The sequence below is a fragment of the Lactiplantibacillus sp. DA1 genome (assembly GCF_032681335.1).
Lineage (GTDB): Bacteria > Bacillota > Bacilli > Lactobacillales > Lactobacillaceae > Lactiplantibacillus.
On sequence record NZ_JAWHTQ010000008.1, the window covers coordinates 156,172 to 170,505 of the forward strand.

12 protein-coding genes are annotated in these 14,334 nt (G+C 45.1%); 4 read left to right on the top strand and 8 right to left on the bottom strand.

What is annotated here, in order from left to right; translation table 11 throughout:
• Positions 1-7 precede the first annotated feature (7 nt).
• Both RXV91_RS13320 and RXV91_RS13325 read right to left on the bottom strand, forming a co-directional pair.
• On the bottom strand, positions 8-754 hold the full coding sequence (locus tag RXV91_RS13320) for a 3-oxoacyl-ACP reductase (protein WP_316440264.1): 747 nt from the start codon (positions 752-754) through the stop codon (positions 8-10).
• Entirely contained in the window at positions 754-975 is a 222-nt protein-coding gene (locus RXV91_RS13325; protein WP_003642553.1) for a DUF2829 domain-containing protein, read from the bottom strand. The genes RXV91_RS13320 and RXV91_RS13325 overlap by 1 nt, the downstream gene beginning before the upstream one ends.
• A gap of 164 nt (positions 976-1,139) precedes the next feature.
• On the opposite strand from RXV91_RS13325, the gene RXV91_RS13330 reads away from it, so the two are divergent.
• The 3 genes from RXV91_RS13330 (at position 1,140) to RXV91_RS13340 (ending at position 5,634) form a co-directional block, all read left to right on the top strand.
• Positions 1,140-2,231, top strand: a complete 1,092-nt coding sequence (locus RXV91_RS13330) for a DUF871 domain-containing protein (protein WP_316440265.1) — start codon at positions 1,140-1,142, stop codon at positions 2,229-2,231.
• 27 nt (positions 2,232-2,258) lie between these two features.
• Positions 2,259-3,440 (top strand): GNAT family N-acetyltransferase, encoded by a 1,182-nt coding sequence (gene eis / locus RXV91_RS13335; RefSeq protein ID WP_316440266.1) that lies wholly within the window; start codon positions 2,259-2,261, stop codon positions 3,438-3,440.
• Positions 3,441-4,329: 889 nt separating this feature from the next.
• Complete coding sequence (locus RXV91_RS13340) at positions 4,330-5,634, top strand: MFS transporter (protein WP_053566869.1); 1,305 nt, start codon at positions 4,330-4,332, stop codon at positions 5,632-5,634.
• Positions 5,635-6,014: 380 nt separating this feature from the next.
• Here RXV91_RS13340 and RXV91_RS13345 read toward each other — a convergent pair whose 3' ends face one another.
• A complete protein-coding gene (locus tag RXV91_RS13345) occupies positions 6,015-6,524 on the bottom strand; it encodes a transcription repressor NadR (RefSeq protein WP_316440267.1) in 510 nt (169 codons plus the stop codon).
• A gap of 145 nt (positions 6,525-6,669) precedes the next feature.
• On the opposite strand from RXV91_RS13345, the gene RXV91_RS13350 reads away from it, so the two are divergent.
• Positions 6,670-8,103: a nicotinate phosphoribosyltransferase gene (locus RXV91_RS13350; RefSeq protein WP_003642549.1), complete on the top strand. Its 1,434-nt coding sequence runs from the start codon at positions 6,670-6,672 to the stop codon at positions 8,101-8,103.
• A gap of 101 nt (positions 8,104-8,204) precedes the next feature.
• Here RXV91_RS13350 and RXV91_RS13355 read toward each other — a convergent pair whose 3' ends face one another.
• The 5 genes from RXV91_RS13355 to RXV91_RS13375 all read right to left on the bottom strand — a co-directional run bounded on the left by RXV91_RS13355 (position 8,205) and on the right by RXV91_RS13375 (position 14,323).
• Positions 8,205-8,876 carry a TetR/AcrR family transcriptional regulator gene (locus RXV91_RS13355; RefSeq protein WP_003642548.1) on the bottom strand — a complete coding sequence of 224 codons (672 nt, stop codon included), beginning with the start codon at positions 8,874-8,876 and terminating at the stop codon, positions 8,205-8,207.
• A gap of 4 nt (positions 8,877-8,880) precedes the next feature.
• Positions 8,881-10,131 carry an ABC transporter permease gene (locus RXV91_RS13360; RefSeq protein ID WP_016511800.1) on the bottom strand — a complete coding sequence of 417 codons (1,251 nt, stop codon included), beginning with the start codon at positions 10,129-10,131 and terminating at the stop codon, positions 8,881-8,883.
• The gene (locus tag RXV91_RS13365) at positions 10,109-10,852 is read right to left on the bottom strand and encodes an ABC transporter ATP-binding protein (protein WP_003642546.1); all 744 of its coding nucleotides are present in this window, start codon (positions 10,850-10,852) and stop codon (positions 10,109-10,111) included. The genes RXV91_RS13360 and RXV91_RS13365 overlap by 23 nt, the downstream gene beginning before the upstream one ends.
• A 219-nt stretch (positions 10,853-11,071) precedes the next feature.
• Positions 11,072-12,382, bottom strand: coding sequence for a D-serine ammonia-lyase (locus RXV91_RS13370; RefSeq protein ID WP_316440268.1), 1,311 nt, complete (start codon positions 12,380-12,382; stop codon positions 11,072-11,074).
• 498 nt (positions 12,383-12,880) lie between these two features.
• Positions 12,881-14,323 carry a 6-phospho-beta-glucosidase gene (locus tag RXV91_RS13375; RefSeq protein ID WP_316440269.1) on the bottom strand — a complete coding sequence of 481 codons (1,443 nt, stop codon included), beginning with the start codon at positions 14,321-14,323 and terminating at the stop codon, positions 12,881-12,883.
• Between the last annotated feature and the right edge of the window lie 11 nt (positions 14,324-14,334).

Sequence of the window (14,334 nt, forward strand, 5' to 3'; positions counted from 1 at the left end):
CCCCTTCCTATTTTGCTAACCAACCACCATCAATTGGAACCACCGTCCCATGAATATAATCAGCGTGCTGACTCGCTAAGAATAGCGTCAGATCTGCAACTTCCTGCGGTTGGGCCCACCGTTTTGCGGGCGTCTCACTGACAACCCATTTCGCCATCTTACCATCGCCAGCAAAATCAGCAGCATTCATCGGGGTATCGATAGCCCCCGGCGCAATGCAGTTGGCGCGAATTCCCTGAGCCGCATAGTCCAAGTCAAGTTGTTTCGTATAACCAATGATGGCGTGTTTGGCTGCGGTATACGCTGCGCCGCCTCCGCCACCCACCAGTCCAGCGATCGATGCCATATTCACGAAAACGCCGTGTTGTGCGGCTAACATTGCAGGTAGCACCGCATTAGTCACGATAAACTGGCTTGTCAGATCCGTCGCCAAAATATCTTGCCACGTTTTCAGATCCGTTGCTAAAGTTGGTTGATAGCCGTCTAACTTACCGGCCGTATTGCACACGACGGTTGGCTTGCCGAGTACGTTAACTCCTGATTTAATCGCCGCGACGAGCGCATTAGCGTCGGTCACATCAGCAATTTCATAGCACAGGGCTGACGTCGTTACTAGCGCTGATGGCTGTGGTTGCCGATCGATGGCAATCACGTCAGCCCCCTGGGCTAGGAAACTCTGGACCTGGGCTAAACCAATCCCGGAGGCAGCTCCAGTGACCAAGACAGTCTGTCCACGATATTCATCAAATTGCATTAGTCAACCAACTGCCAGTCCGTCGCTAAAATATCACAATCCGTTGGTGACCACATACTATAGGCTTCATCGGCCGTTTTGATTAAAAAGTACGGGTTCAGCGGGTCGCCGTTGAAAGTGGTTGCCGTCTGTAATTCGACGAACAATTCGGTCCCTTCCCAACCAGTCCGAACAGCGCGCTTACCAGCTTTTAATTCAGGTAAAATAGCTTCAAATGTCATCATGATACCTCCAATTATTAATACCCAAATCGTATCATAATCCCGCGGGGAGTGACAGGCAAAAATTGGTACCAACAAATTGTCCATTTTACTGGTACGGACCAATTATTTGTGCGATAATGTAAGCGAATACAGAAACTAATTATTATTTGGAGGAATTTTAAATGAGTAAACTCGGTGTTTCCGTTTATCCCGAACGATCAACCTTTGAGAAGGATGCGGCGTACCTCGATTTAGCCGCAAAATATGGCTATCAACGGGTATTCACTTCACTGCTTGAAATCAAAGGGGACCAAGCCGCAGTGGTTGCCAACTTTAAAAAAGTGATCACTTACGCGAACCAATTAGGCTTGCAAGTAATGGTCGACGTCAATCCTGACCTCTTCAAACAACTTGGCGTGTCCTATGACGACTTGTCATTCTTCCACGACCTCGGTGCCTGGGGTGTCCGCCTCGACCTAGGATTCACTGGTCAAGAAGAAGCCCGGATGACGCACAACGAATTCGGCATTAAGATTGAAGTCAACATGTCCAAAGGGACTCACTATGTTGACACGATTATGGATTATTCACCTGAAAAAGATAACTTACTAGGCTCACATAACTTCTACCCACAACAATACACTGGTCTTGGTTATGATTATTTTGTTCAGACTTCTGAACAATACCGTCAGTATGGCATCAACACCGCCGCGTTTGTTTCATCAAATGATGCGACTTATGGGCCTTGGCCCATGCAAGACGGGTTATGTACCCTTGAAGATCATCGGGGGTTACCGATTGCGGCACAAGTTCAACATTTGAAAATGACGGGGCTAATCGACGACGTCTTAATTGGTAACGCCTACGCGAGTGAAGCCGAACTAAAAGCTGCCGCTGAAGTCTTCTTCAGCCCTTACCCACTGCTACACGTCGAAACCGTTGCTGATCTATCGGCAGTTGAAGAAAACGTACTCTTTGCGCAACCACAAACTTATCGCGGTGATTTTTCAGATTACGTTATTCGTTCCTCTCAGACCCGGGTCATCTACAAAGACGAAGCCTTTCCTGCTCATCACCTAGATGCCATTCATACCGGTGATGTCTTGATCGATAACGATGAGTTTGGGCAATACAAAGGTGAATTGCAGATTGCACGCCAAAATCTTGAAAATACTGGCCGAATCAATGTGGTTGGTCATATTACCAAGAGTGACTTACCTTGCCTTAACTTGCTACAACCATGGGCCGACTTTAAATTTGTCGCTGCCAAATAGTACTCAACGAATGGAGGGGTCGCATTAATGACAACTGATTACCGTTTAACTAGCGATGCTGACCGCGAAGCTTTCTACCAACTTTATCAATACGCGTTCAATAATCACGATACCCCCGCGCGACGTCAATTCTTCATGGACCGCTACCAACATGGTTGGATCTACGGCCGTCACGATCATGGTCAACTGGTCAGTGGGCTATACAGTTTGCCGCTAGCAGTCAACTTACATGGTGTCACTTACAAGATGAACGGGATTGGCGATGTGATGACCGCTCCGGAATACGCTGGTCAGGGCGGCGCCGGACAACTATTGACGGCAGCTCTTGAAGAGATGGCTGCTAAGCACGTGACCTTGTCGTATCTAGCCCCCTTCGCATACGGCTATTATCGACGTTTTGGCTATGAACACGTCTTCGACCATGCGCACCAAGTCATGGCCGCTCCAGACCTACCACGTGTCAAACCGACGGACTGGTCTGGTACGATCACCCGCTATGGCAATGACGTGCTGGCCCAAATCAACGATTTTTATGCACGACAACCGCAAAATCAGCGTGGTGGTCTGATTCGACCAGCCTGGTGGCAACATTACCTGACTCTCAAACATCATTGGTCGGTCGCAATTTACCGCAATGCGGCTGCCAATATCGAGGGCTATTTGATCTATGAACGGCAGGCCACTAACTTTGCAATTCAAGAATGGGTGACTAGCACGCCGACCGCTTTCGAACGATTGGCTAACTTTATCACTAAGCATGGCACCACCTTTGAAACGTTTAGTTATGATAGCCCAAGTGCGACCAACGGCTTGGACCTACTAGCCGACCCATACCGTTTAAAAGTGACTGTCCAGCCGTACATGATGGCCCGCATTGTTGATTTATATGACTTTATCAAGCGCTATCCGTTTCTCACGGACATCCAACCAATTCGCCTAGCAGTCAGTGACGCTACCCTCCCTGCTAATCAAGGAATCTGGTCATTGACGCGGCACAACGGGCAAGTAACGCTCAATCGGGTTAGCGACCAATTAACTGGACCGGCTGACATTCAGTTAACGATTCAGCAATTAACCACTGCTTGCTTTGGCACCCAGAGCTTAGCCCGGGCGTACCAACACGGATTAATCACCGGTGATGTGAATGCGATCAACCGACTTGACACTAGTCTAGTTAAAGAACGACCAGCACTTATTGACTACTTCTAAGTGCTTAATTTAGATAAGCAGCATGACTGACTCAAAGTGGGCCGCCAGAATAATCATTCTGGCGGCCCACTTTTTGTTCAGACGCTGACTGGTATTGAGATTTGCATAGATTAAGTCATTTACGAATCAGATGGCAACAGATACTAGCACCAGTCGATTAAGCTGGAGCCGTGAGCAAATCAACTTAATAATAATGAATTGCCCTCAAATCACGGACCTCATTAGTCTCCATGTTTAAGCTACCTTAGCAAATACGTTGGTTATTTACTCGACAGGAATATTCCAACGCAGTAGTCTTCAATTGCTATTAGAAAGTGAGGTCATTATTCGAATAAATCACGTTAATCATGATCATGCTGTCGCTATCACTGCAACGCCAACGACATTTCCCGCTAATACATTAAACAAATTATGCCCTATTACCACGTGACCTAAACCGAATTTGCTGAACACACTGCAATCTCTAAAAAACAACTGTCATTTACCTTGAACCGACGAGCCTTCATGATTATCCCTGTCGCCCATCAAATTAAACCAGCAACTAGTTTAAAAGCACACTGTTGAATGGCACTGGATTTGAATATCGACTTACAAACTATCAACCATAATTCGAATCCGATGTGATTAGATTCGAATGGGCGACTGCTTAAATATGACAGCAACCACTATTTTTCCAAAAAGATCTGTCTTTTTCATTTGAGCAATCATGCTTAATCTTCCAGATATATTCAGAATCTTCACCAACTATACAAATACTTACCGGCTACTTGTTTCATCATGAATAGGTGCTGTCTAGCGAAAATTGACAATTCAATTAAAAACATTAAAATTATATTAGATTAGCCATTTTTCATTTCTAATCAATTCATACTACCGAAAGGAACTCGCCATGGCCATCAAACAACCTGATTTAACCATCAACATTAGTAATCATCAATCTAGCTTGCAAATCTTCAAAGCTGCCGCAAGTAATTTCATTAGTTCACTAAGCGGTAAAATGTTCACTTTTGGCCTTGGACTCATGTTACTCGATGAAACACACTCTGCCATTAGCTTTGGTATCAACATGATTATCAGTCCAATTGTTGGCTTGCTTTGCCTTGTCCCAATTGGCAATCTGATTGATACTTATCCGCACAAAACCATTCTCACTGGTAGCCTGACTGCCCGCACGCTTGCACTAATTTTATTCGCTGCTAGTATCAACTTATTTACGGCAACAGCAAAACTCATTCCAATCGTTCTTTTTCTAATTATCGATGCAATTTCGACAAATATTAATGATACCTGTTATTCTGCCGCCACCCATGAGCTTGTTAACGCTCACAACATTCAACGTCTAAGTTCATTAACCCAAAGTGCAATTTCTCTTTCCTCGATTCTATCACCAGCGTTAGGCGTTGGGTTATACAGTTTAGTCGGCTTTTCTGGCTTCGTTATATTAGAGATTGTTGCCACACTCGCCTCATTTGGCATTATGCTCACAATGAAATTTCATTATCACGCAACTAATCAATTCGCTAATTCACAACACGCCCCAGTAACTTCGCACAGTCAGTTTGCAAAATTTCATTCTGGTCTAAATTACATGCGGTCGCGAACAATGATTAAAATTACAATTCTGTTGAGTGTTATTCTGAACTTCTTATATACTGCTGTTACGATTGGAATTCCGTACATCTTAAAAGATCAGCTTCACACAGGTAATGGTCCTATTGGCGTGCTTGAAACCGGGAGCGCAATTGGTATGCTACTTGGCAGTCTACTTTTAACTTTGCTACCGCCAACCGGTCAGAAACGTCTCTTTTTAAAATTAATTATTCCGGTACTTATTCTTGATAGCCAAATATTGCTATTAGGTGTTCTGTTCATGACGTCCCAATCACCAACTGGATATGCCCTGCTTGGTAGCTTTATCATGGGAATATTGGCTTTCGCGCTTGTTATTCTTAATATAACTTTTCAGGTCTACTTGCAGCAAACCGTGCCAACTAAATTACTAGGCCGAGTCGTTGCAACATTAACAACAGTCAATAGCTCAATCATGCCAATCGGAACACTTATGTTCACTTTAATCTTTCAAAGTACCACTCATGGCGGTCTCGTACTAATCATCAACGGAATTCTACTACTTGGGTATACGTTACTGCTGTTGCGGCCATTAAATCAGGCCATTCATAGTGAACAGCCATGAGTCACGTATCATCAGGCAATTAACAATCCCGATTGCGATGGAAAACGTTGCTTTCGACTTTCAACGGGCTCACCACCGTGCTTCTATCACTTCGAGCCCTCATAAAACCGCCAATAAACAAATTATTGATTAACGACCGACATAATACCTAGGAATTATACCAGCCAATGTTACGATCAACATCACGACCAATCGTTATGAACAACTAGCGCTTTTGCAACGGCAAATAGTTATTCTATTCAAAAAAGATGTTTGAAGATCCGACTAGATCTCCAAACATCTTTTTACTGACATTATCCTGGTTAATCACCAGCATCGTGCGTAAATAAAACTAACGAATATCAATTGATTACCAATGTAATATTAACCATGTCTTGACATTAATTTTCATACAAATAACCCGCATCCCGTAAAGCTACCTTGATGGCTGTTAATTGTTCCTGGGTCTGATAAGCAACCGTATGGCTATGGACGCCATCTGTTAATTCTGATAATAAATGGCCTTGTAATTTCTTGAGCCGGCCCATAAACAGATTAACATCACCAACTGAGCGAATCTCTAATTCACCCCGGAGCCGGCCATACAATGGGTGTTCGACTTCAACATCCTTGATTATGCCCCCTGCGTGAATGATCAAGGCCATTTCCTGCATCGCTTCGTTTGGAAAATGACGGCAAACTAGGACAGCAGTTGGCTGATCCGCTTTTTCTAATTCATACCCTTGAAGAGTAGCAACAATGGCCGTTCCGTGAGCCCTCAATAATGAAATATCCCCAACAATGGTCTGACGACTAACGTTAAACTGCTTCGCTAGCGTTGTTGCACTTACGGGGACCTGCGTTTGCGATAATTTTGATCGAATTTGTTCACGCCGTTCTGATCCTGTCATGACTCACCCTTCTTACTCTTTCAATAGAATCATTCTACCAGAAAACCAGTAGAATAGCTTTCATCAAATACTAAATTATGATAAACTAAGTTCATTTACCATAGGTGTCAAGACACCTAAATCTTAATAACGGGATTGATTAGCAATGCGCAATTTATCTTTATTAACCGACTTATACGAACTCTCAATGGCAAATGGATTTCATCACGACTTACCTCAGACCAACGCCACCTTCGACCTTTTTTATCGCCGGGTTCCTGACAATGGTAGCTTTGTCATTGCGGCCGGCCTCCAGCAAGTTGTCGAAGCTTTACAAGATTTTCATTTTACCAACAGTGACCTCGACTACTTCCGTCAACTTAACCTATGGGATGAATCCTTCTTAGCCATGCTGGCAAATTTTAAGTTAACTTGCCAAATTAAGGCACTACCAGAAGGAACCCCGGTCTTTCCTCGTGAACCACTATTGACAATCACTGGACCACTTGAGCAAGCGCAATTACTTGAAACACTCGTCTTAAATATCGTCAATCACCAATCACTGATTGCCACTAAAGCTCGTCGACTGAGTTATGCTGCGGCAGGACGTCCAATTATGGAATTCGGTGCGCGCCGTGCGCAAGGCCCGGACAGCGCGCTTTACGGCACCCGGGCAGCCATTATTGGTGGCGCCAATAGTACTTCAAACGTTCTCGCTGCGAAGCTGTTTGATATTCCCGTTGCTGGTACCATGGCCCACAGTTGGATTGAGGCCTTCCCGGATGAACTAACGGCGTTTCGCAAGTGGGCCGAACAATATCCTGACAATAGTGCGCTACTAGTCGATACTTATGACGTGCTTAACTCTGGGATTCCTAACGCGGTGACGGTCTTTAAGGAGCTACGAGCAGCTGGGCATGAACCCGTCGGTATTCGAATCGATTCGGGGGACGTCACGACTTTATCACAAGCTGCCCGGACACAATTGGACGCGGCTGGCTTTCCCAATGCCAAAATCACTATTTCTAACGCATTGGATGAACACATCATTACTTCGCTGTTGCACGAAGGCGCACCGATCGATAATTTTGGTGTCGGTGAAAAGCTCATCACTAGCGCGTCCGCACCGGTTCTAAGTGGCGTCTACAAGCTTGCGGCAACTGAGAGCAATGGTCAGAGCACCCCCAAGATCAAGGTCAGTGCCAGTCGCGAAAAACTAACGATTCCTGGTGATAAGCAAGTCTATCGTCTGTACGAACCAGGAACTCAGCGGGCCTTTGCTGACTTGATTGCACTAGCTACCGAGACGATCGTCGATGCAACCAGCCTAACCGTCGTCAACAGTGACCCACTCAGTGTCGACCGCCAACAGCGACTCACCCATTTTGAAGCCCGGCCCTTACTCGCGCCGGTAGATTTGTCCAACACCACGTCAATTCCGGTTACAACCATTCAGGCAACGACCCAGGCTAAACTTGCCGAGCTCCCACGAACAACCCAGCGGCTCGTCAACCCAGATCTTTACCCGGTCTACATGACAACCACACTCAGCCAGTTACAAACTAGTTTGTTGAATAAAATGACGATACTAGCAGATTAACAAACGAACACGCGTAGCAACGACTAAAGCCACTTCTGATCAGCGTTCAAATGACCGCTTAGTACAGAAGTGGCTTTAGTTTATAACAAGTAACAGTTAGCTCACTGACCAGTAATTTGATCATGTTCACCCGGGGTCAATATTTTGGTCATCACCGTAATCAAATACGCTTGTTCGCGCTCAATTTCAGTTCCCGGCAATTCCAGCATTAACCGCGCTAGGTAACCGAATAGCTGCGATAACAAACTTTGCAGTATCAAATCATTCGGCCAATCCACAATCAAATGATCTGCTTTTAGTTGATTTATGACACTTCCCATCTGCTTGACCATCTTAGGCGCAATCTGGCTAAGAATCTGTTCGCGTCGTTCGGCGTCAAAAGCTGCCATTTCAAAAATGACCTTTAACTCTTTCACGTTAGCTTTAGCAAATGCAACTCGGTCCGTAAAAATTGCTGTGACGAATGCCTGTAGACTGGGATAACGCTGCCGTAATTCATCCTCTGAAAAATCACTCGCTAAAATTGGCACAATGTGTGCGGCAATTGGTGCTAAGATGGCATCCCGTAAGGCAGCCTTAGTCTTATACCGCCGATAGACCGTCCCCTCCGCAACGCCGGCCCGTTGTGCAATATCACTAGTACTAGTCTGGTCAAAACCCTTTTCAGCAAACAAATCGAGACTTGCCTGGAGGATGGCCCGTTGCTTAGGTGTAATCGTTTCATTCTGACTTAGATCATGTTGAAAATAATCCCGTATCCGTGGTCGTTCCATATCCTCACACCTTCCGATAACGTTTCATTCCAACAATATTCAACATTGTTAGTACGACCATAAACCCTACTAATATTAACAAATTGACACCAATATCGCCAAGCCCAGCACCCTTTGTCACAACAGCCGTCAACGCATTAGCACCATAGTATAACGGCATGATGTGGGCAATTGCTTGCAACCAACTCGCCATGCCATCGACTGGAATCAACCCAGCAAAAAAGATTTGTGGTACAACAATCAGTGGAATAAACTGAATCATTTGAAATTCTGAGTTAGCAAAGGTGGAAATAAAGATACCCAAGGTCAAAGCCACTAACGCTAATAATAAGTTAGTCAGAAAGACCAGCCAAATACTACCAACTAAGTGAATCTTGAAGACCGTAATTGCAAAAACAACGGTCAGGACAGTCTGAATGATGGCAAAGCCCCCATAACCAATTAGATAGCCCATAATAATTTCACTCCGTCGAATTGGAGTTGCAAGTAGCCGGCTTAGGGTTCCAGTAGTGCGCTCATTCAAAAGTGAAACGCCAGAAATCAAGAACACAAAGAAGAAGACAAAGAAACCGAGAAAGATTGGCAAAAAGTTTTCAAAGAACGTTGAATCACTACTACCATAAATATAATGACTGCTAGTGGTATAGGTCGTCGTTTGTGATTGACTATTTGTTGGCGCCGCAGCACTCGCTGTAGCCTGCCTCAATTGCTTTTGAATTTTAGCCGCAGCAGCAGTATTCCCACTTGCCTGTGCTTGGGCCAAGGCAGTCTTTAGCTTGCTAACCGTTGCCTGTTTTTGCGCCGCGGTCAACTTTTGTAGTGCCACCTGTTGCGTTTGCAACACCTTTTTTTGTGCTTTAGTAGCCGTGACCAACGTTTGAATTTTTAATTTGACCAGTCCGCTTTGCAAAGAAGCTTTGATCAATGACGTATTGGTCGGATTACTATTAGAATACGTGATCGTTAAGTTGCCATCTTTTTGCGTCAAATATCCATCCAAATCATGCTGCTTAATCATCGCTTTTGCCTGGTTACTACTGTAATGGTGAATATCGACATGCTTCGTATTAATGGCTTTGACCACCTGATGATCAACATTGTGAACACCTAAAGTCGCCACTTGAGTCGTGTTATTTTGAAACAAAAAATACATCAACGCCATAATTAAGAGTGGTGCCAAAAACATCAGCGCCAAGGTACGCTTATCACGTAACATTTGCTTAAAAACTCGTCTAACGATTGCCATCGTTCGCATCTTGCATCCGCCCCGCTTTCAAAAAGACCTGTTCGATCGTATCTACTGCATACTGTTGTTTCAGTGCCGCGGGTGTCCCCTCAGCAAGCGCAATCCCGTGCCGAATCAACATGAGATAATCACACCGTTCTGCTTCGTCCATGACATGCGTTGTCACGAGCATCGACTTACCGGTATCCTTGAGTTTATTTAGTTCGGTCCAAATTTGTTGCCGTAATTCTGGATCAATCCCAACGGTCGGTTCATCTAAAATCAATAATTGGGGATCCTGAATCAGGGCGATTGCCAACGACAAGCGCCGTTTCATCCCACCCGAATAGCCACTGACCCGCTTGTCTAATTGGGACGTTAAATCAACTAATCCGGCTGCATAATCAATCATCTGTGCTAACTTTATTTTTGGAACACTCATTAATTGCCCAAAAAAGGTCAGGTTTTCACGGGCCGTTAGTGTCTCATACAAAGCGTCACTTTGGGCCATATACCCTACTTGTGCCATTACCGCCCTATTGGGCATCACCGTATCCATGACTTTAACAGTGCCACTGTCCACAGCTTCCATCCCTAAAATACTCTTGATCAAGGTGGTCTTCCCAGCTCCTGATGGCCCAATCAAGCCATAAATCATTCCAGCCGGCAGTGTCAAATCAATCTGATTGAGCACTTGCTGATGACCAAAATGCTTGCTGACCTGCTTGGCGATGACATAATCCGTTGCCATTTTAATAACCCTCTTTCTTGAAGTGAGTGTACGCTCACTCACTTAATGGCTTTAGTATAATCAGCACATCTCGGTTTGTCAACAGCAAAATGAGTTGCCACTCACTCATCTTATTTCCGGCCCATTTGTCACCGCATTGCAAACAAAAATGCGCCACCCCGTTGTTGGGATGTCGCATTTTAATTAAATATCAGCACTGATATAAGCGTTAGCAATGTTTTAACGATTGTTAATCTTGGTCAGCAATTTTTGTCCTAGCTCATAATTCAATTGCCGCTCCGATTCCGGCATCATGTCGCCGCCAGTTGCCCAGACAATGTGGGTGACGTCTTTGCCAGCGAGCATCGGAAATTGAGCCATGATGGGAGCAATCGCGGTAAAACCGGCTGCGGCCGACGGTTCGACCATCACATCTTCGGTATCGACTAGTTCAGTCAAATAACGATATAAATCATCATCTTCAAATGTCGCTGTTCCGAGTAATAACGTCCGCATCACCTTACCAGCCAGTCTTGATGGCCGACTAACGGCTAGCCCATCAGCAGCAGTTAGGCCGTCTAAGCCAATATCTTGAACGGCAATCTTTTCATTCAGCTTGGTCATCATTCCAAGGGTCACCGACGGTACGTGGGTCGGCTCGCAAAAGACGGGATAAATATTAGCGCCCATAATCATCTTGAGACCAAAAGCCACACCACTAGGGCTACCACCAACACCAGCTGGCAAATAGACAACAATCGGATGTTGTGCATCCATCTTAATGCCCTGCACTTTTAATTGATGTTGTAATCGCACCCCGGCAACGGCGTAGCCTAAAAACAAGTCACGTGATCCTTCATCATCAACAAAGTGGTTATGGTCATCCTTGGCCGCGGCGGCGCGGGCCACCGGAATCACACTTGAAAAGTCGGTATTTAGTTCCTCAACGGTGACGCCATTTGCCCGCAGTTTGTCCTTCTTCCACTGACGAGCATCGTGAGACATATAAACGGTCGTCTTAAATCCAAACTTTGCGGCCATGATGCCCACACTGAGTGCCAAATTTCCCGTCGATGCAACGATGACGCCGTATTGTGAAAATAACTCGTGATACTTGGCCGTTGCCAAGACACTGTAATCATCCATATACGTTAAATCCGTATGGGCCATGGCAACCTGTTCAGCAAACTTGAGCACTTCGTAAATCCCACCACGTGACTTGATCGAACCCGAAATCGGCAACTGACTATCAGCTTTTAAATAAAGCTGCCCCGCCAATGACTGGTGGTTGAGAGCCTCCCATGCTGGTTTCATCTGCTCAAGTGGTAACAATGGTGACTCAATAATCCCATTCATAGCTGCCGTTTCTGGAAAAGCAACGGCCAAAAATGGTGCGAAACGTTCCCAACGTGCGACCGCGTCAAAAATATCGGCCCGTGTTAACGGCAGGTCCGCCCGCTTCCCATAATCTGGGTTCTGCCAAACAATTGGTCGTTTTGCCATCAATTCCTTAATCTGCGGGTGTTCTTCAATCATTACCGTTGTATCCATACTTTCAGGTCCTTTTCATTTAATTGCATCATATTACGTATCGTGAGTTAAAATTATCAGTTTTCGATGGCCGTCTGCATGCGTTCAGCCTATTCCGACCCTCCGAGACTAGGTAATCACCACAATCAGCACAAATGCCGATAAGTCGATATAGCGCGCACTGAGCCAATAAGTCTCCCCCAACCCGCCCCTTTCAACCGAACCTAAGTTAGTGGCTTTTCTCTGAATCTAACGATCTTCAATCACAACTCATGTTAGATAATATAACATCACCTTTGTCCATCATTTAACCACATTTGATGCTTAGAAACAATCTTTAGACACTGATTAACAATAATTGTTGATTGACCAATCAAACAAGCTAATAAGGCAAACGAAAAACGACGTTCAAAGTTCACTCACTTTGAACGTCGTCTTCAATTAGTGGTTATTAATTGACTAATAATCGTCGTTCGAACTGCATAATCATTCAGTAGTCTTCTAGGTACACCGAGTTTCCTACTTCAAATTGGCCCCGTTGGTCCGAATCACCTTTTGATACCAATAGAACGAATCCTTCTTGGAACGATCTAGTGTTCCGTTGCCTTCATCGTCCTTATCGACATAAATAAAGCCGTAACGTTTCGACATCTGACCAGTTCCAGCTGAGACCAAGTCAATACAACCCCATGGCGTATAGCCAATCAAGTCGACCCCATCTTCGGTGACGGCCTTGATCATTTCACTGATATGAGCGCGTAAATAGTCAATCCGGTAAGGATCATGAATACTACCATCGGCTTCGACTTTGTCGCGGGCACCCAACCCATTCTCAACAATCATCATTGGCTTGTGATAGCGGTCTTGTAACCAATTCAAAGAATACCGCAAACCTTCTGGATCAATTGGCCAGTCCCATTCGCTCGTCTTCAAGTATGGATTATCAATGGCTTCGGTCCCGACAAAGTGGTAACTTGGATTATCATCCTGAGCGGCGACCGTGTTGGAATTATAGTAACTAAAGCCAATATAATCAACAGTGCCTTCCTTCAAGATTTGGCGGTCTTCGGCCGTGATATCAGGGCGGAAACCAGTCTGTTTGAAGTAAGCTTCCATATTATTTGGATAATAGCCCCATGATTGGACATCTGCAAACCAATAACGCCGCTGCATGGCCTTTTCAGCTTGCATGATATCTTGTGGCTTGGCGGTTGCAGGGTAAATCGGTGTCATGTTGATCATATTACCAATCTGGAAGTCGGGATTAATGGCATGGCCAATCTTAACGGCTAGTGCACTGGCAACGACTTCATAATGAGCAGCTTGATACATCAACGCTTCAGCGTCAGGATCATCGGGCTTCAACACTAAACCAGAATCCGTCGCCATCAGAAATTGATTCGTATAAGTCGTCTGATTATTAATTTCGTTGAAGGTCATCCAGTACTTAACCTTGTTCTTATAGCGTTTGAAGACCGTTTCAGCATAGTGTACGAAAAAGTCAATGACTTTCCGTGAACGCCAGCCACCATATTCCTTAACTAAATGGTATGGCATTTCAAAGTGGGCCAACGTGATCACTGGTTCGATACCATACTGCCGACAAGTATCGAACATGTCATCGTAGAACTTCAAACCCGCTTCATTGGGTTCTTCTTCATCACCATTCGGGAAAATCCGCGTCCAGGCGATCGATGTCCGAAAACACTTAAAACCCATTTCAGCAAATAGCTTAATATCTTCCTTATAGTGACCATAAAAGTCGATTCCTTCATGGTTCGGGTAATTCTTACCCGCAATCACGCCATCCGTGATTTCACGAGGAACACCGTTGGCACCGGCAGTCATGACGTCAGCCATGCTAACCCCTTTGCCACCAGCTTGCCAGCCGCCTTCTAGTTGATGGGCAGCGACCGCACCGCCCCATAAGAAATCAGATCGTAAACCGCTCGTTGTTGCCATGCATTATCATC